This is a genomic window from Bryobacter aggregatus MPL3 (assembly GCF_000702445.1).
GTDB lineage: Bacteria > Acidobacteriota > Terriglobia > Bryobacterales > Bryobacteraceae > Bryobacter > Bryobacter aggregatus.
The window spans coordinates 714,218-730,644 of record NZ_JNIF01000003.1 but is presented as its reverse complement, the minus strand read 5'-3'; the positions used below and the strand labels follow the sequence as shown (position 1 = coordinate 730,644).

Below are 16,427 nucleotides of genomic sequence, written 5' to 3'. Positions count from 1 at the left end.
GTTAGAGGATGCTCTCCAGTTCGTTGATGGAGTGGACCGCAAGGGCCACTGGTAGGTCTTGGAAGTCGCCGCCGGGCGCGGTGATGGCAATAAAGGGCACCTGAGCGTCGCGCGCCGCACGGGCATCGTCGATGGTGTCGCCGAGATACCAGGCGATCTCACGCTTTGCCTTCAGTTGGTTCAGTCCATCGGGGTGTGGTTTCGAGTGCGCAACGTTGTCGTCCCCCAGCACCGCGAACCACGAGTAATCGCTGCCAAAGCGGCGCAAGGTGATCTGCGCTTCCTCATGCAGACGTCCGGTGAAGATCGCGAAATCGTACTTCTCGGACAAGCGCTTGAGGATCTGGCTGTTGTCGATCCAGCGCTCGCGCAGAATCAGGCCCGGCTCGCCGTTGTGCCCGAAGAAGAACTGGTTGAACACGCGCACGACGGTCTCGTAAGGAATGTCCTTGCCCGCGACGCGGATCAACTCATGGCTCAACTTCCAGTCGTTGTTCCAGCCTCCCTCATTCTTGTAGTGCTGGATGATCTCATGCGAGGGCGCGGATTCCGTGAAGTGCTGCACGGTGACGCGAATGGTCTCCCGGTAGGATTCCTTCACTTCGACGAGCACGCCGTCCATATCGAATACAAGAAGCGGCTTCACTTCTGGATCTCCTTCCAAAGCGGTTCAAATGTTGTAAGAAAGCGGCGAGTCTGCTCCTGCGACCCTACCGTGACACGCACGCAGCCTGGAATCTCATAACTGCGGTTGCGCACCAGGATGCCTGCGGCCTTGAGCTGGTCGCAGACCTCCTGCGCCTTCGGGCCAATGTGCAGCAGCACGAAATTCGCCTGGCTCGGCACATAGGGGACGCCGATCTTCTCGAGGCCGGCCGTCAATACTTCGCGCGCGGCCAACACCTCGGTCACCGTGTTGCGCAGGAAGCTGGTGTCCTCGACGGCTGTCTTGGCCGCGATGGCGGCCAGGTAGTTGACGGAATACGGCGAGTGCGATTTGTGAATCGCCGCCATGTTCTTCGAGTTTGAGAACAGACAGCCGACACGCAGGGCGGCCATGCCGTAAACCTTCGAGAAGGTGCGGCTGACAAACAGGTTCGGATACTCGTTCAGATAGGGCAGCATCGTGATGCCGCAGAACTCGTAGTAAGCCTCATCGATCAATACGGCGGCCTGCGGCGCGGCGTCGAGAATACGCTCCATGCCTTCCCGCTTGATTGCCGTGCCGGTGGGGTTATTCGGATTCGAGATCAGAATCGCCTTCGTCTCTGGCCGGATCGTTTCGAGTAACTCCTCGAGAGGAAACTTGAGCGTGTCCTTGCGATAGGGCAGCGTGCGCACTTTCGCGCCCGCCACCTCAGCATAAAAGCGGTACATCGCATAGCTCGGTGTGAGGATCACGACATCGTCGTCATCCTCGACAAAGGCATTGATCAGTATCTGGATCGCCTCGTCGGTGCCATTCGTCATGACCAGCTCATCCTCGCCCACCTCGAAGAACTTGGCGAGCGTGGGCAGCACGGTGGTGTATTCCGGATAGATCGTGAGCGCGTCGGCGGTCAGCACCTCCTGGATCTTCGCCAGGACCTTCGGGCTCGCGCCTTGGGTATTCTCGTTGAAGTCCAGCCGCAGCTTGCCGGCGCGGCCCGCACTTGGCGGATGATAGGCGGCCATGCGATCGATGGCGGCGCGGGGTTTGAGTTCAGGAAAGTCCATTAGTCGAGCCTCGCTTCGATAGAACGCGCGTGTGCCTCCAGCCCTTCGGCCCGGGCCAGCGTCGTGATGGTGGGAGCCAGCTTGGCCAGCGCCTCGGGGGTCAGTTGCTGCGTCGTGATGACCTTGACATAGTCGGCTGCGGACAGTCCTCCGCGCAGGCGGGCAGCGCCGCTGGTGGGCAGCACATGATTCGGGCCGGAGGCGTAGTCGCCAGCCGCCTCGGGGGAGTTGCCGCCAATGAAGATGCCGCCCGCGTGCTTCAGGTGCTTCAATAGACTCGCGCTGGGGATCGAAAGGTGTTCCGGCGCAAACTGATTCGACAGCTCACAGGCTTCCTCGAGCGAATCTACCATGAGAATCGCGGAGTTGCGGCGCAAGGCTTGCTTAGCGACTGCGGCCGTGGGCAGCGTCTTCAGTTGCAGTTCCACCGCTGCTGCGACGGCCTCGGCGAGCTTCGCCGAAGTGGTCAGCAGAATTGCTGCCGCATCCGTATCATGCTCGGCCTGGGCCAGCATGTCGGCGGCAATCCACTTCGGGTTACCTGTCGCGGCGATGATCAGAATCTCGGTGGGCCCAGCGACAAAGTCGATGCCCACTTCACCCGCCAGCAGTTTCTTTGCGGCCGCGACATAGATGTTGCCAGGGCCGACAATGCGGTCTGCCTTCGGTACCGTTTTGGTGCCATACGCAAAGGCGGCAATCGCGTGCGCACCGCCCAAAAGATAAGTCTGCTCGACGCCCAGCAAGTGCGCCGTGCCAAAGATCTCCGGCACAAAGCGCGGCGAGGTTACGCAGATATTGGGCACGCCCGCAACCTGCGCCGGTTGTGTGGTCATCAGCAGCGTCGAGGGCAGGGGATAGCGGCCCGACGGAATGTAGGCCGCCACCGTATCGAGCGGACGGACAATGTAGCCCGCGTTCAGACCCGGGGCGATCTCGATATTGGCCGGCTTCGGAATCTGCAGCTTCGCAAAGTTGCGGATGTTTGCCGCCGCCACTTTCACTGCTTTGACAAAGGCGGGCGACAAGGACTTTGCCGCCTCTGCGCATTCCTGCGGTGTCACCCGTGGCGACTTGCGATCAAAGTTGTCAAACTTGCGCGCATACTGCAGCAGTGCCTTGTCGCCGTTCTTCCGGACTGCTTCCAAAATCGGACGAACCACCGCAATGGCGTCGTCCAGTTGGACCTGGCGCCGCTTGAGCAGGCTGGCCGCCTTTGTGCGAGGGAGGATGCGGAGGAGTGGCATTAGAGGATGACTTTGTTCAACGGATATTCGACAATGCCCTGACCGCCTGCTTCCTTCAGGCGCGGGATGATCGTGCGCACCGTGGTCTCATCGAGAATCGTATGCACGGCAACCCATTTTTCATCGGAGAGATGCGAGATGGTGGGCATCTTCAACGCCGGCAGCACCGCGAGCACCCGATCGAGATTGGCCTTCTCGACATTGAGGATCAACCCTACTTTGCCCAGCGCCGCAATCGCGCCATCGAGCAGCAGCTTGATGTCCGCCAGCTTCCGGCGCTTCTCCGGATCCTCATACGACTTCTGGTTGGCAATGAGCTGCGTGTTCGACTCGAGAATCGTTTCGACAATGCGTAGCTTATTGGCGCGCAGAGAATTGCCGGTCTCGGTGACTTCCACAATCGCGTCGGCCAGGATCGGTGGCTTCACTTCGGTTGCGCCCCAGGAGAACTCCACCTTTGCGGTGACACCATTGCGCGCGAGGTAGCGCTTGGTGGCCCCCACCAGTTCGGTGGCGATGATCTTGCCTTCGAGGTCCTTCACCGACTGGATGTCGGAATTCTCCGGCACCGCCAGCACCCAGCGCACCTTGGTAAAGCTGGCGCGGCTATAGATGAGATCGGCGACGGCAACCACTTGCGAATCGTTCTCTTCCACCCAGTCGCGGCCCGTCAGGCCGGCATCGAGAATCCCGTCCTCGACATAGCGGGCCATCTCTTGGGCGCGGATCAGCATGCACTCGATCTCGGGGTCGTCAATCGAAGGAAAGTAGCTGCGCGAACTGGTGGTGATCTGGAATCCGGCGCGGCGGAAGATGTCGATGGTCGCGCTTTCGAGCGAGCCTTTTGGGATACCAAGTTTCAGCTTCATGGCTAGTGTTTGTAGACCTCGTCGGCGTTATAAGTTTTGGAGTCAACGTACTCGAAGACATTCTCTGCGTTGAGCTTCTTGGCGAAGCAGGATTCGAACCCTTCGTGGCAGACACCGGGCCCGACGGCTTCCGCAAAGATGAGCAAGGTGTCATTGTCGCAGTCGGTACGGATCTCTTTCACATTGAGGAAGTGACCTGAGGATTCTCCCTTCAGCCAAAGCTTGTTGCGGCTGCGCGAATAGAAACAGCACTTGCCGCTTTCAAGCGTCTTCGCAAAGGCGTCTTCATTCATGAATCCAACCATGAGGACGCGCTGCGATTTCCAATCCTGGATGACGGCAGTGATGAGGCCGTCGAGTTTTGAGTAATCGAGTTTTGGTATTGACAAGGGAGATCCTAAAAACAGAAAGCCCGCCGGGCTGAGTCTCAGCGCGGCGGGCTATGAAGGAGAAGTAGATCGCAAACGATCACAGCATATGAGCCGGCCGGTTCACCGAGAAATGATGATGATGGTGCCGACGATGGTGGAGCCCAAGAGCCATGAAACCAAAGTTTATCACAGCCCCCAGCCTGCGATCTACAATGAATCTTCTTGGTGCTGTTCCCTCCTGTTGGATCTGAAGGGCGACCACGCGGTCCCACAATCGCTGGTGCACGATAAGGCGTTCATTGATCTGCACTCCGTCAGTGGGCCCTTCTCGCAGCTCTACTGCGATTTCGATGCCAGCAACCACATCCTCTACAGCCTGCTTTGCCGCTTGTCTGCCTGGGGCCTGGGCAACTCGGGATGGCGCAGCAACTCGGCTCGCCTGTGTTCCGCTGGCTGGCTTATGACGTGATTCTGCTGCACCCGTTCCTGCTCGATTTCTCAATCGCCCGCATGCGGCTATGGCATGAGCATCGCCTTCCTGGTCTGGGCGATGTACTTTTTGTTCAAGGGCTACTTGCAGCCGGCCTCGCTCGGCTTCGCGGTGGCAGCAAATCTCACTGCCGTTTTCTCCGCCATTGCGATGACGCTCGCCGCCACGCTTCTGATGCCCCGTCGCAAGCGCAGGGACTATGGGCAATGGCGCTTGCTTTAGTATTCTTCTCTCTGCCCCTGGCCAGCAGGCAACATCTCTGCAATCGGCGCCAATGCCGCAGTAACGATCCTCCAATGCTTCGTTCTGCCGGTGCTGCTATGCGCTCTCGTGTTTGCGTTGCGCCTGGCCACCTTTGGACTCTTCCTCTCTCATCATCTTTTTGCGGTGCTCGATCCGACAGATCGCATGGGCTTGTGGCTGGTCTTAGAAGTGCTCGAATGCGCAGACTACTACGTGCTCTCCGCTCCAGTTTCACCCAGGGCTGGCGTCAAGCGCCTGCATGTTCTGTTCCGGGATGCGCGCGCAGGCAGCCTGTTCGCGGGGGAACTGCCATAACCAGTTTCTTCAACGATGAGCCGCCTCGACTTGTAGAACGGCATTCGGGGCCGGCCATTCCTTCTTCCGTTCTATTTTCTCCGCTGGCTCCCAAGGCGCCGATCCCAACTTCGAGATGTCCCTGTAATGGCCCAGCACCGTGAACCGGTCAAACGCGAAAGGCACTCCTTCGGCATTCAGATCATTCGCGCCGTCTGCCATATGAAAGTGCAGATGCGGTCCGGTGGAGTCTCCCGTAAAACCCAAGGCGCCAATCTTCTGCCCCAGGCGCACTCGATCTCCTACCGCCACTGTGGCGCTGCCCGGACGCAAGTGCTCATAGATCGCAAATCGATCCTTGGTCAACTGCAGCACCACATAGTTGCCTGATCCTTCGCCGAGTGCGTGCTTCGGATTCTGCGACACGAGACTGCTCTCTGCAAAGTCGTTGCGAATGGCCACCACCACTGCATCTGCGACCGCCAGCGCCGCTGCATCATAGCCAAAGGCAGCGTCCACCCGATCGGAATCTTTTGCGATGGTCCGGCCAAGTGCATCTACCTTCACCCAGTCAATGGCAAAGCGTCCGGGGATGCGTGGGCGGCCCTCCACGGTATAGACCACACGGCGATGGCCGCGAGCCCAGTCTGGATGATGAACGGCCACCCACGGCCCGCCACTGACCGGCATCCCGACAACGATCGCTTGTCGGGAACTCACCTCACTTCGCCCGCCGCGCAGCCGATAGCTGCTGCGCTCCCCGTTGGACAGATAGGCAATCTCATGCTCAATTGCACGGGGCGCCGCCGTGCCAAGATCTAACTCGAGATATAGAATCGCCCTGCGCCCTGGCGCCACAGGGCCGGCAACTGCGCCAAGGATGCTGGTCCGTGCCGCGAGCGCCGCACCCCCAATCTCTTGCAACACCGCGCCGTTGTCCGCATTGTGCACGCGAACCGTCTCGAGTTGTAGCGGCTTCGAACTGAAGTTTGTCAGATGCAACTCGTAGTAGAGTTGGGTTCTTCCTGCCACGGTGATGGGGGCTGGAGCCTCGATCACCATCGCCTCGAAGGACTCTTGTACTTCCGCGGCGGAACTGCCGAGGACAACGAGGAGAAGAAAGCTCTGGGTCCAGTGAGGCATTTCCCGTCATTTTCGCTGATCTCGCGGTCGTGCTTACTTTTGCGGTGCGAACTGCCATGATTGGGCCATGGACTTCGAATTCGACTTTGACGATCCCGAATCGGACCTGCCAGCGGTTGCGCCGGAACTGTTGACGCCGCAGGAAATGGTGGATCTGTTTGCGCGCAAAGCGAAGCCGCGGCTGCTTGAACTGCTGAAGCTGAAGGTGCCACATCTCTATGACGAAACTCCAGGCCGCGACGGAGCCATCACCGCAACCACTTTCGGCGACCTGCGTCTGAAACTCCAGCGCACCTCCCAGCCCTACCGTGGAATGGACCGCTTTGCGAATGAAGAGAAGGTGCTTGGCTTTGTGATCAATCCAGGCCTATTGCCGATTGTGAAAGCGATGACCTTTGCCTCCCAAGGAAAACGGCTGGTTGTCACCCGCAAGATTGCACCCGCAAACAGCGACAAAGGAGCAGTCGCCGACGTGGATGGATTCGGCATTCGAGTGCTCCTCCGTTTCGATGCGGAAACCGAGGAGCACCTCGTGGTTTGGGAGTGGTTGTCTGGCGTGATCTAGAAGTTCAACTTCAGCGCAAACTGGATCTGCCGTGGGTCCAGCTGATTCAGCACCTTGCCAAACTGATCGGGCACATTGATGAGCCGCCCAACAATCAAATGGTTCGGGGTGTTGAGTAGGTTGAAGAACTCCGCACGGAACTGCAGGCCCATGCCTTCCCGAATCTTGAAGTTGCGGGCGACTGTCGTATCGACGTTGAAGAGTCCCGGCCCGGTCACGGTGTTGCGGCCAACGTTTCCAAACTGGAAGGCGGGCGTCAGTGCAAAGGCGCTGGTGTTGAAGAACTGCTGTGTGGAGCGCTGCGAGGGGTCCAGATAGGAAGTCTTGCCAGGAACCGCATTGGCCCGGATCAGAATGCCACCGGTGCCGCCGCCAATCCCCGCCGTATCTCCGCTGATGTTGATCGTGAAGGGGAAGCCGCCCTGTAGTTGCGTGATGCCGGAGATCTGCCAGCCACCAAAGAGCAAGCCCTTGAACGGCAAGTCGTAGACCACCGTGTTGACCCAGCGCTGGCGCAGATCAAAGCTGGCCAGTCCACGTTCGGCACGTAGGTTGTAGGAATCCTGTGGCGGCGAGTTCTCACTGCCGTTGGCGCCGCCCGCATTGCGAAACTGCGGTGCGTTTGTGATGGCCTTTGCGTAGGTGTAAGAGCTGAGCCAGGAGAAGCCTTTTGAGTAGCGCCGCTCAAAGCGAGCGAGTAGCGCATGATAGTTCGACTGTGCGGACAGCGCGTACATATTCACCTGCGTCACCGGCACGGTGTTCGAGATCGGTTTGACATAGCTGGGGAAGACCATGCCTGGGTCAAAGACCAGTCCTGCATATGGCCGCTTCGCGTCCACATTGCCTGGGCCGGGCTGCGCATTGTTCGGCTGCACATTCTGCTGCAGCTTGATGCCAAAGGTACCGAGATAGCTCACTTCAAACACGGAGTTCGACGAGATCTCACGCTGGATGGCGAAGGAGACTTGCGGCGAGTAGCTCGACCGCTGGTGCAGATCGATGCCGGCCTGAGTCAGCGCTGTTCCCCCGACACTTGCGCTGTTGCCGAAGATATCGAAGTTCCGGAACGAAGGAACAAAGGCCGATGCCGCGCTCAGATTCTGCGAGATGTTGGTGGGTAGGCTGCGAGCCAATTGCAGCAGGCCGTTGAAGTCGGTATTCGCATAGAAGAGGCCGCCGCCGGCGCGGATCACCGTCTTGGGCAGCACATTCCAGGCCAGGCCAACGCGGGGTGCAAAGTTATTGCGATCGATCTCGGCGCAACCACGCGCATAGCCGCCCAGTCCGCAGGTGAAGAGCGTGGGACGGTAGACACCGATGGCGCCGGTGGCGAAGATGTCGGTGGGCCAAGGTACCTTAGAGTAGTCAACGCTGGACATCTGCCCGCGACGATCCCAAAGCGGTTCCGCCAGTTCATAGCGCAGGCCGAGATTGAGCGTCAGCTTGGGAAGGATCTTCCAGTCGTCCTGCACGTAGAGTCCACCGGAAGTCTGGCGCGCATCCAGGCGTGTGGGCACGAGTTGGCGATTTCCCTGGTTGGGCAGGCCCAGAATCATCGTAGCGAGTACATTTCCGGTTCCATCATTGGCGGCGGTTCGGCTGGTGTAGCCCTGCGAGAACTGAAAGTCTCCCAGGGGAGAGGCGGCCTCGGCGCGATTGTAGTCCAGGCGCATGATCTCGCCTCCGATGCGGATCGTATGACGGCCACGGGTCCAGGTGAAGTTGTCGTAGATCTGGTAGGTATTGTTGCGCGTGAGGACAGTTCCTCCACCAGTGGTTCCTGTGAAGGCGCCGGCCCCGCCCATGACGGCATAGCCAGTGGGGCGGAAGCGTGGCAGCAACTGCTGTGTGCCACCCACGTTAAATGTGGGCTCCGGGAGACCGTCCTGAAACAGGAGCCTGTTATAGCCGAGCCGCAACTCGTTCACTGCATTGGCAGTGAAGACTCGATTCCAGCCGATGGAAACGTTCTGCGGCCGGACATAGCCCACGCGGTCCCGTCCGGGAACGACGTCTGGGGTGATGCTGTCCTCTGTGGATGCCGAATAGCGGCCAAACAAAGTGGAGGTCTGCGAAAGGTTGTAATCGATGCGGCCCGAGTAGTTATTGCCGTCCTGCTTCACGATGCCGTTGGAGTTGACGTACTGGTTTGTGCCGACGTTGGGCAAGGGAAGGGCGTTCATCGCGGCCTGGGTGAGCCCGTTCAGCCGGGTAGTCGGAATGATGTCATTCGGAAAGGGGGTGCGCGTTCCGTTCGTGAGGGTATCCGGATCAAAAACAAGATTGGGTGTGCTCGAGAAATCTCCCTTGCGCTGTGCCGCCGTTGGCACCAGGACCGTCGTCAGTCCGACCCCAGCCTGCCGCAGCGTTAGCCGTTCATAGGCGCCAAAAAAGAACAAACGGTTTTTGAGGATCGGGCCGCCTACGGTTGCGCCAAACTGATTGCGCTGATTCTTCGGCAGCGTCGAGGTGACCGAGTTGAAGGGACGTGCGTCCAGCTTCTGATTCCTCAGAAACTCCCAGGCGGTGCCATGAAAGGCATTAGAACCAGACTTCGACACGACATTGATCTGAGAACCGGAAGCGCGGCCATACTGGGCGCCATATTGAGCCGACTGCACCTGAAATTCCTGCAGCGAATCGATGATAGGCGAATAGCTGAGGCCATTGTAATCGGGGTCGGTATTGGACGCTCCGTCAAAGAGAAAAAGATTGTTGTTGGTACGGCCCCGGAGGAAGAAAAACCACCGGTTTGATTGAGGCGCGCCGTGTTCTGCTGCACCTGGCGCCCACCGGAGTTCGCGCCCGGTACCAGCAACGCGAGCTGAATGAACTGCCGCCCATTCAGAGGCAGCGAGACAATCTTTTCCTGTGTGATGTTTGTCCCGGAGGCCGCTGACTCCGTATTGAGAAGCGAAGCGCTGCCGGAGACTTCGATCATCTCGCTGGTGGCGCCGACGGCAAGCGTCGGGTTCAGCACGGCGTTCTGTGCCACTTGCAGGCGGACTTCAGAATCCGCAAAGAGCTTAAAGCCGCTTGCATTTACTTTCAACTCGTAGGAGCCGGGAGGCAGAAGATTGAACTGGTAGCGTCCTTCGGCTCCAGATTGCGTCGTCCGTTCCAGACGCGTTGCTCGATTGACGACCGTCAAGGTGGCATTCGGAACAACGGCTGAGGCTGTGTCAAAAACCGTGCCACTTAAAGTGGCAGTGTCAGTTTGAGCGAAGACTAGCAGACTCAGATTGAGGAGAAGCAATGCGAAGCGGGACATTCTTCTGACTCTTGCAAATGGTCATGAATGCGGAATCGCAATTGGGTGACAACTTCATGACTAAATGATGTTGCCGACGGCAGTCCTGATCCGAGCTAGACTTTCAGAGGTCAGAGTGTGGCTGGATCGCGCTCGGATCGGATCAGCCCTTTGTCCTTACCTACTTTTGATATCGAGCAACTCAAGCGGAATCTGCAATCTCCAGATTCCGATGTGCGCGGACTTGCGATGCAATCGTTGTCGATTCGTGTGAAGCACGATCCTCTGATTCATGCGGAGGCGCTGCAAATCTTTCGGTCTTCTCTGCGAACAGAAACGCAGGCTTGGCCGATCATTCGTGCGGCCCATGGCATTGAAACCATCCTAGGCGCTCATGAGGCAAGACCTGTCTGGTTATCGCTATTGCGACATGAAGACCCCAAGATTGTTGGGCAGGCCGCAATGGCTCTGCGCGATCCCGCTTACGTCCCGGCCATGATTGCGGCTCTGGATCGGCTCCCGGGCCGTGAGGTCCGGGAGAACTTGATTCGGGCTCTCGGCCGGACGAAAGATCCCTCGGTTGCGCCGAAGCTGGTGGAACAACTCGCGGACCCCCAACTGCGGGCCCATACGGTGGAGGCTCTTGGCGATCTGGGCGATCCTCGTGTCATCCCGGCTCTCGAGGCCCTGCTCGGCGATGCCTCCGAGGCCTGGCCGGTCGATAATCATGGCCCGATGCTATACATCCGGGACCTTGCAAAGCAATCGATCGAACGGCTGCAGAAAGGCCAAGGGCCCATCACTCCATTCCTGGCTGTGCCCGCTGTTGCGGTGGCATCGACGCTGAGTTGGGGACCCAGGGCCCTCGTACCCTATGTGCCGCTTCTTGCCGCGATCGCGCAGATCATTTGGGCTTTTTTCGTTCTGGCGTGGAGTTATCACCCGCAGGGCGGCCGCGGCAGGACTCCTGCTCAGACTCATTTGCTCGACTTCGTTGCGATCATTCCCGCTGGCCTGGGTCTTCTCTATGCAGGCCTTGCCGTCTTTCCGATCTACGGCCAACTGAGTGGGTTTGAGAAGCTGTGTCTCATTGCCGGTTGCATCGGCTGCGCATTGATTGCGCTGCCCTTTGCGATGGAGTTTTTCAACTAAAGATCCGGGAAGCCTATCGACGAAGCCTCGCTCACTCGCTAGTTGTCTTCTTCCTCGTCAAAGGCTCCCGCTTCTTCGGCTTGCCGGGCGAGTTCTTCTTCCGATACCTCGGAGGCGAGCACGAGTCTGGCGTGCTCCAGAAAGTCTGGTTGCGTCACCAATTGGAGGGGGGCGTTGGCGTCGACAAGCCGTTTCTGGGAGTTGAGTGCCCCCGCCAGCCAAACGGGAATTCCTTCATTGCGGAGCAGGGCTGCTGCAAGACGAGCTTCGTCCAGCGATTCATACTTGTCGATGAGGACAAGATCGGCTCCGGGCTCCGCGGCCGGAGCTGTCTCGGCCTGCTCTTCGGGCTCGGCGGACGGCCATTGGATGCCACGGCTCTGCATCTCGGCTTCATAGACGGAACGTGCTGCATCGGTCAATCCTTCCGGATCCACCTCGAGCAGCGACTTATCGGCGAGTTGGGTCAGGTTCTTTCGGAGCTCTTCAAGGTTCAACATAGATTTCGCTTCTTTGTTCATTGTCGATGATGATGCGTGCGCGCCAAATTCAATCGCCGGCGAAACAAAGCTCCCCGGCATTTCGTCACTTAGGGGCAGCAACCGGCCTTCATGCACAAACTCAATCTCAAGCTCCTGAAGCGCACTTTTCAGCTTGCGAAGCCCTATTGGATCTCAGACGAAAAGCGCAAAGCAGGCTGGTTTCTGTTCTTGCTCCTCATCTTGTTGGTGGCCAGTACGCAACTGGACGTGCTCTTCAACCAGCAGTCCGGCGAGTTCACTTCGGCGCTGGCCGCGAAGGATCCACCTCGGTTCTGGAAGTCCATCCGTGAGTTCTTCATGATTCTTGTTGTCGGGGTGCCCGTTTATGCTTACTACAACTATGTGCGCGATTCCCTCGCCCTGCGCTGGCGGCGTTGGCTCACGCACCGATTTCTGAACCGCTATTTTACAGATCGCGGCTATTACCATCTCGTCTCCCATCCTGAAGTCGACAATCCGGACCAGCGGATTGCCGATGATATCGGCTCCTTCACCACGCAGTCCATTAGCTTCCTGCTGGTCTTTGCAGGCGCTTTTTTCCAGTTGATCGCCTTTAGTTGGGTGTTATGGTCGATTTCGAGCCTGCTGCTGCTCGTCCTCTTTCTCTATGCCGCAATTGCGACCGGGGTCACCTTCGGCCTCTTTGGCGAAAAGATGGTGTCGCTCTATTACATGCAGCGGCGGCGCGAAGCCGACTTCCGCTTCGGTCTCGTGCGCATCCGGGAGAACGCCGAAGCGATTGCGCTGTATCACGGGGAACGGCAGGAAGAGAACCAGGTCCTCAAGTTCTTCGCCAAGCTCTTTGCCAATCGAACCCAATTGATCGGATGGTCTTTACGCCTGAACTTCTTCTATTACGGCAACAGCTTTCTCACTATGGTGCTGCCCACGCTGGTGATTGCGCCACGCGTTCTTGCCGGAGAGCTGGAGGTCGGCAGCATTGTACAGGCGACAGGTGCTTTCTCTGCCATTCTCGGTGCACTCACGCTTCTGCTCGATAATCTCGAAGACCTCAGCCGTTTCGCTGCCAGCGTCGGACGCCTCGAGAATTTCTCCCAGGGACTCATCGCACACACCCTCGATCCACTTCCCAAGGAAGGCGATCCGGCGCCCACCAGAATCCTGGCGAAAGAAGGCGAACATCTCGGCTTTGACAATGTCACGCTGCATACTCCCAATCGCGAACGCACTCTTGTCAAAGGGCTCAGTGTCATGATCCCGGCGGGAGAAGGCCTTCTGATTGTCGGAGCCAGCGGCTTGGGCAAGAGTTCTTTGCTGCGTGCGATGGCCGGCCTCTGGGACGCGGGGCACGGAACATTGCACCGTCCCAAGGCGGAAGATATGTTGTTTCTTCCCCAGCATGCGTACATGGTTCTAGGAAGTCTGCGCGATCAACTCAACTATCCGAATCTGGAACGGGACATTTCAGAAGAGGAGATTCGGGCCGTTCTGGAGGCAGTCAATCTCCCAGGCCTGGTGGAACGCTGCGGAGGCTTAGATGATGAACTGGATTTTGAGAAGGTGCTGTCAGTCGGGGAGCGCCAACGTCTCGCGTTTGCGCGTGTTCTCTTGAAGCGTCCGCGCTATGTTTTGCTGGACGAAGCGACGAGTGCACTCGATCGCGAGAATGAAGCGTTCTTATACGGCAAGCTGAGCGAGATCCAGACAACGCTGATCAGCGTGAGCCATCATCCGGGTCTTGTGAGGTATCACTCGCAGGTGCTCGAATTGAAATCAGAGAGCGAGTGGCTGCTGCACCGGGCGGCTGACTTCCGTTTCACCGCAGAACTGGTGGAGTAGCGCCACGCGTTAACAGAGGATTAAGCCCGCCCACTCGTGTCAACCTCTCCCGGCAGGAAGCCGTCTAGGTGGATGCAGTTGCTGACCGGGTGCAGACATTCGGTCGGATTCACAAAGGAGTTGTACCCAATGAAGGCTTTATCCGGCTGGATTACCCTCACCTTACTCAGTTGCTCCCTGGTTCCTGCGCAGCAGCCCTCCTCGACACACACCGCTCCCACCATCACTGAGCTCGTCGCGGCACGCGTAGCCAGGCTAACTAAGCTCCTCACGCTGACCAGCGCTCAGGCGGCAGCGGCCACATCCACCTTTACCATCGAAGAAACCACTGTCTCTGCCATTCGAACGAATCTGGCGACGGTGAAGACGGCACTCACCACCGCCATTGAAACCAACAACGGCAGCGGCATCGCTTCTGCCGCCACCCAGACAGGTACCCTAACGGCGCAGAGAGTACAAGCCGAAGCTTCTGCGGAAGCCACTTTTTACCTGAGTCTTACGGCCACTCAGCGCACCATTTATCAGGAACTCCTGGCCTCCGGCCTGCATGGCAATCCGCCCGGTGATCATGGTCCGCGGGGTGGTGGTCCGCACAAATAACTGTTCTTGCCGGCATGGAGCGCCTCCACGAAAGCTCAGGAGGCGCTAGGATGACACTGGAGGTATCTGCTCCCCATGTCTTCGCAGATCAATCGACGATTCTTCTTCTATGGCCCGCTCCTGGCTGGCGCTGTGCCAGCCAGCGGCTACAGTAGCGTGGCGTCTCTGAAAATGTTGGGCTACAAGAGCCCGAACGAAAAACTGAATATTGCCGGCATTGGCGCTGGTGGCAAGGGGAACAGCGATCTCAACGGCTGCGCCTCGGAAAACATTGTTGCGTTGTGCGACGTCGATGAGAAGCGTGCTGCTGTCAAGTTCAAGCAATACGAGAAGGCGCCGAAGTTCAAAGACTACCGCAAGATGCTGGATGAGGTCGGCAAAGACATCGATGCCGTCACCGTTTCTGTTCCGGACCATATGCACGCCGTGGTCTCGATTGCTGCCATGGAACGCGGCAAACATGTCTATTGCCAGAAGCCGCTCACGCGTACGGTCTGGGAAGCCCGCCAGATGATGGAAACCGCCAACAAGCATAAGGTGGCCACTCAGATGGGGAACCAGGGCTATTCGAACGAGGGCACGCGGCAGGTTGCCGAAATCGTCTGGTCTGGAGAGATCGGTCAAGTCAAAGAAGTGCATGCCTGGACGGACCGCCCCTGGTGGCCGCAGGGCACCACGGTGATTCCGCCTCCCGATGAAGTTCCCAGCACTCTCGAATGGGATCTCTGGCTCGGCTCGGCTGAGAAGCGCCCCTACACCTCGGGCGGCAAAGATTTCAAATCGCCTTATGGTGGGTTCTACCAGCCCTTCAACTGGCGCGGTTTCTTTGATTTTGGTTGCGGCGCGCTGGGCGACATGGCCTGCCACATCCTCGGTGCTCCCAATATGGCGCTCAAGCTCGGTTCTCCGGTCAGCGTGGAGTGCATCAAGAAAGAGGGCACCAGTTCCTTCCAGTTCCCCAAGAAGTCTGTGACCCGCTTTGATTTTGCCGCTCGCGGCAACATGGGGCCGGTCAGCATCTTCTGGTATGACGGCATGGAAGCGAGCCCGAAGATCGACGGCGTTCCCAGTGGCGAATGGCTGGGCGATCTACCCAACAAGCCGCGGCCCCAAGGCCAGGCACAGGGCCCGCAGCGTGAGCCTGCCTATAACGGAATGGTGGGACGCGTTTTCAATTACGAAGCTTACAAAGAGTTGAAAGCCACTCCCGACCTCCGCCAGGCCTCCCCGAACGGAAGCCTCTTCGTCGGCGATAAGGGCATGCTCACCACCGGCACTTATGGCGAAAATACCCGTCTGCTGCCCACCGACAAGATGGCCGACTATCACATGCCGGAGCCGCTGCTGACGCGTTCCCCCGGTCACTACCGGGATTGGATCCGCGCCTGCAAGGGTGGCGATTCTGCCTGCTCCAACTTCAACGTGGCCGCTCCTTTTGTCGAATGGATGTTGCTCGGCGTCATTGCCTTGCGCGTCGATGGCAAGCTGGAATGGGATGCGGCGAAGATGCGCTTCACCAACAACAACGAAGCGAACCAATACCTGAAGCCGAAGCTCCGCAAGGGCTTCACCATCGGCTAAGGCCATTTGTAAGTGAGAACAAAAGGGGCGCGTAGAGCGCCCCTTTTCCTTTGGGGGGCTGTGAGCTAATCTGCTGCCATACGGCGCGTAATGAACGGATGAAACAAATCGTATGCCTGCTGATCGCACATCTTGTTTTCGCTGGAGACTGGGAACTGGTACGGAGAATTCCCACTGATCAGAAAGTAGAACTCACGACAAAGGATGGTGTCCGCACGCGGGCGATCTTCCTCTCCGCGGGTCCGGACTCTCTGCGGTTCCGCGAGACGGCCGGTGAGCGTTCTGTCGCAAAGGCAGAGATTCGAAAGCTGAAAGTGTCGGATCCGATGCGCCGCGTGCGGCGTGGGTTGCTCTGGACTGCGGTCGGGGCTGGTGTGGGCGTCGGCTTGGGGATCGCGATGTGTCCTGGCTGCGCGAATGAAGGATCTGGCGCGAAATTTGTCGGTCCCTCTGTTGCGGCAGGTGCTGCCGTGGGCGCTCTGGGATTTTTGTCCTCTCCTTACCACACGGTCTATCAGGACAAGTAATCGCCCGCAACTACGGCTCAGGTTAACCTGAGCT

Annotated in this window: 18 protein-coding genes; 9 read left to right on the top strand and 9 right to left on the bottom strand. The window is 58.5% G+C overall.

All coding sequences use genetic code 11. The features are described 5' to 3' along the window. Position 1 precedes the first annotated feature (1 nt). The 5 genes from M017_RS0103780 to hisI are packed head-to-tail and all read right to left on the bottom strand — an operon-like array spanning position 2 to position 4,221. Positions 2-646, bottom strand: coding sequence for an HAD-IA family hydrolase (locus M017_RS0103780; RefSeq protein WP_051669483.1), 645 nt, complete (start codon positions 644-646; stop codon positions 2-4). Then, the gene (gene hisC, locus M017_RS0103775) at positions 643-1,716 is read right to left on the bottom strand and encodes a histidinol-phosphate transaminase (RefSeq protein ID WP_035957647.1); all 1,074 of its coding nucleotides are present in this window, start codon (positions 1,714-1,716) and stop codon (positions 643-645) included. Before hisC ends, M017_RS0103780 begins: the two co-directional genes overlap by 4 nt. Next, on the bottom strand, positions 1,716-2,963 hold the full coding sequence (hisD, locus tag M017_RS0103770; RefSeq protein WP_031495914.1) for a histidinol dehydrogenase: 1,248 nt from the start codon (positions 2,961-2,963) through the stop codon (positions 1,716-1,718). The genes hisC and hisD overlap by 1 nt, the downstream gene beginning before the upstream one ends. Continuing rightward, complete coding sequence (hisG, locus tag M017_RS0103765) at positions 2,963-3,832, bottom strand: ATP phosphoribosyltransferase (RefSeq protein ID WP_031495912.1); 870 nt, start codon at positions 3,830-3,832, stop codon at positions 2,963-2,965. The genes hisD and hisG overlap by 1 nt, the downstream gene beginning before the upstream one ends. A 2-nt stretch (positions 3,833-3,834) precedes the next feature. After that, entirely contained in the window at positions 3,835-4,221 is a 387-nt protein-coding gene (gene hisI / locus M017_RS0103760) for a phosphoribosyl-AMP cyclohydrolase (protein WP_155121223.1), read from the bottom strand. A gap of 88 nt (positions 4,222-4,309) precedes the next feature. Here hisI and M017_RS0103755 point away from each other — a divergent pair, with 88 nt between their 5' ends. From M017_RS0103755 to M017_RS0103745, 3 genes are all read left to right on the top strand, one after another. Continuing rightward, entirely contained in the window at positions 4,310-4,672 is a 363-nt protein-coding gene (locus M017_RS0103755; RefSeq protein ID WP_031495908.1) for a hypothetical protein, read from the top strand. A gap of 54 nt (positions 4,673-4,726) precedes the next feature. Then, on the top strand, positions 4,727-4,915 hold the full coding sequence (locus M017_RS0103750; protein WP_031495907.1) for a hypothetical protein: 189 nt from the start codon (positions 4,727-4,729) through the stop codon (positions 4,913-4,915). 90 nt (positions 4,916-5,005) lie between these two features. Then, a complete protein-coding gene (locus tag M017_RS0103745) occupies positions 5,006-5,251 on the top strand; it encodes a hypothetical protein (protein ID WP_238325802.1) in 246 nt (81 codons plus the stop codon). Between the two features lie 9 nt (positions 5,252-5,260). On the opposite strand, the gene M017_RS30380 is transcribed toward M017_RS0103745, so the two are convergent. After that, entirely contained in the window at positions 5,261-6,373 is a 1,113-nt protein-coding gene (locus tag M017_RS30380) for a M23 family metallopeptidase (protein WP_031495904.1), read from the bottom strand. A 67-nt stretch (positions 6,374-6,440) separates the two neighbouring features. Between M017_RS30380 and M017_RS0103735 the strand changes: the two genes are divergently transcribed. After that, positions 6,441-6,938 (top strand): hypothetical protein, encoded by a 498-nt coding sequence (locus M017_RS0103735; protein WP_031495902.1) that lies wholly within the window; start codon positions 6,441-6,443, stop codon positions 6,936-6,938. Here the strand turns inward: M017_RS0103735 and M017_RS0103730 are convergent. Together M017_RS0103730 and M017_RS30585 are read right to left on the bottom strand one after the other, a co-directional pair. Beyond that, positions 6,935-9,562 (bottom strand): TonB-dependent receptor domain-containing protein, encoded by a 2,628-nt coding sequence (locus tag M017_RS0103730; RefSeq protein ID WP_155121222.1) that lies wholly within the window; start codon positions 9,560-9,562, stop codon positions 6,935-6,937. The genes M017_RS0103735 and M017_RS0103730 overlap by 4 nt on opposite strands. Continuing rightward, positions 9,451-10,212 carry a carboxypeptidase regulatory-like domain-containing protein gene (locus tag M017_RS30585; protein WP_031495899.1) on the bottom strand — a complete coding sequence of 254 codons (762 nt, stop codon included), beginning with the start codon at positions 10,210-10,212 and terminating at the stop codon, positions 9,451-9,453. Before M017_RS30585 ends, M017_RS0103730 begins: the two co-directional genes overlap by 112 nt. Positions 10,213-10,362: 150 nt before the next feature. Between M017_RS30585 and M017_RS0103720 the strand changes: the two genes are divergently transcribed. Further along, positions 10,363-11,343, top strand: a complete 981-nt coding sequence (locus M017_RS0103720; protein WP_155121221.1) for a HEAT repeat domain-containing protein — start codon at positions 10,363-10,365, stop codon at positions 11,341-11,343. Positions 11,344-11,381: 38 nt separating this feature from the next. On the opposite strand, the gene M017_RS26220 is transcribed toward M017_RS0103720, so the two are convergent. Next, positions 11,382-11,843 carry a hypothetical protein gene (locus M017_RS26220; protein ID WP_155121220.1) on the bottom strand — a complete coding sequence of 154 codons (462 nt, stop codon included), beginning with the start codon at positions 11,841-11,843 and terminating at the stop codon, positions 11,382-11,384. A gap of 111 nt (positions 11,844-11,954) precedes the next feature. Here M017_RS26220 and M017_RS0103710 point away from each other — a divergent pair, with 111 nt between their 5' ends. From M017_RS0103710 to M017_RS0103695, 4 genes are all read left to right on the top strand, one after another. After that, a complete protein-coding gene (locus M017_RS0103710) occupies positions 11,955-13,685 on the top strand; it encodes an ABC transporter ATP-binding protein/permease (RefSeq protein ID WP_031495896.1) in 1,731 nt (576 codons plus the stop codon). Positions 13,686-13,814: 129 nt separating this feature from the next. Further along, the gene (locus M017_RS0103705; RefSeq protein ID WP_031495894.1) at positions 13,815-14,285 is read left to right on the top strand and encodes a hypothetical protein; all 471 of its coding nucleotides are present in this window, start codon (positions 13,815-13,817) and stop codon (positions 14,283-14,285) included. Between the two features lie 75 nt (positions 14,286-14,360). Then, positions 14,361-15,866, top strand: coding sequence for a Gfo/Idh/MocA family oxidoreductase (locus M017_RS0103700; RefSeq protein ID WP_051669482.1), 1,506 nt, complete (start codon positions 14,361-14,363; stop codon positions 15,864-15,866). A gap of 98 nt (positions 15,867-15,964) precedes the next feature. Then, the gene (locus tag M017_RS0103695; protein WP_031495890.1) at positions 15,965-16,393 is read left to right on the top strand and encodes a hypothetical protein; all 429 of its coding nucleotides are present in this window, start codon (positions 15,965-15,967) and stop codon (positions 16,391-16,393) included. The last annotated feature ends 34 nt before the right edge of the window (positions 16,394-16,427 follow it).

Bases quoted from the DNA above. Each gene is read 5' to 3' on its own strand.
- M017_RS30585 (WP_031495899.1), bottom strand. From the start codon at position 10,212: ATGTCCCGCTTCGCATTGCTTCTCCTCAATCTGAGTCTGCTAGTCTTC.
- M017_RS0103710 (WP_031495896.1), top strand. From the start codon at position 11,955: ATGCACAAACTCAATCTCAAGCTCCTGAAGCGCACTTTTCAGCTTGCG.
- M017_RS30380 (WP_031495904.1), bottom strand. From the start codon at position 6,373: ATGCCTCACTGGACCCAGAGCTTTCTTCTCCTCGTTGTCCTCGGCAGT.
- M017_RS0103695 (WP_031495890.1), top strand. From the start codon at position 15,965: ATGAAACAAATCGTATGCCTGCTGATCGCACATCTTGTTTTCGCTGGA.
- hisG (WP_031495912.1), bottom strand. From the start codon at position 3,832: ATGAAGCTGAAACTTGGTATCCCAAAAGGCTCGCTCGAAAGCGCGACC.
- M017_RS0103735 (WP_031495902.1), top strand. From the start codon at position 6,441: ATGGACTTCGAATTCGACTTTGACGATCCCGAATCGGACCTGCCAGCG.
- hisD (WP_031495914.1), bottom strand. From the start codon at position 2,963: ATGCCACTCCTCCGCATCCTCCCTCGCACAAAGGCGGCCAGCCTGCTC.
- M017_RS0103755 (WP_031495908.1), top strand. From the start codon at position 4,310: ATGAGCCGGCCGGTTCACCGAGAAATGATGATGATGGTGCCGACGATG.
- M017_RS26220 (WP_155121220.1), bottom strand. From the start codon at position 11,843: ATGTTGAACCTTGAAGAGCTCCGAAAGAACCTGACCCAACTCGCCGAT.
- hisC (WP_035957647.1), bottom strand. From the start codon at position 1,716: ATGGACTTTCCTGAACTCAAACCCCGCGCCGCCATCGATCGCATGGCC.
- M017_RS0103705 (WP_031495894.1), top strand. From the start codon at position 13,815: ATGAAGGCTTTATCCGGCTGGATTACCCTCACCTTACTCAGTTGCTCC.
- M017_RS0103750 (WP_031495907.1), top strand. From the start codon at position 4,727: ATGAGCATCGCCTTCCTGGTCTGGGCGATGTACTTTTTGTTCAAGGGC.
- M017_RS0103700 (WP_051669482.1), top strand. From the start codon at position 14,361: ATGTCTTCGCAGATCAATCGACGATTCTTCTTCTATGGCCCGCTCCTG.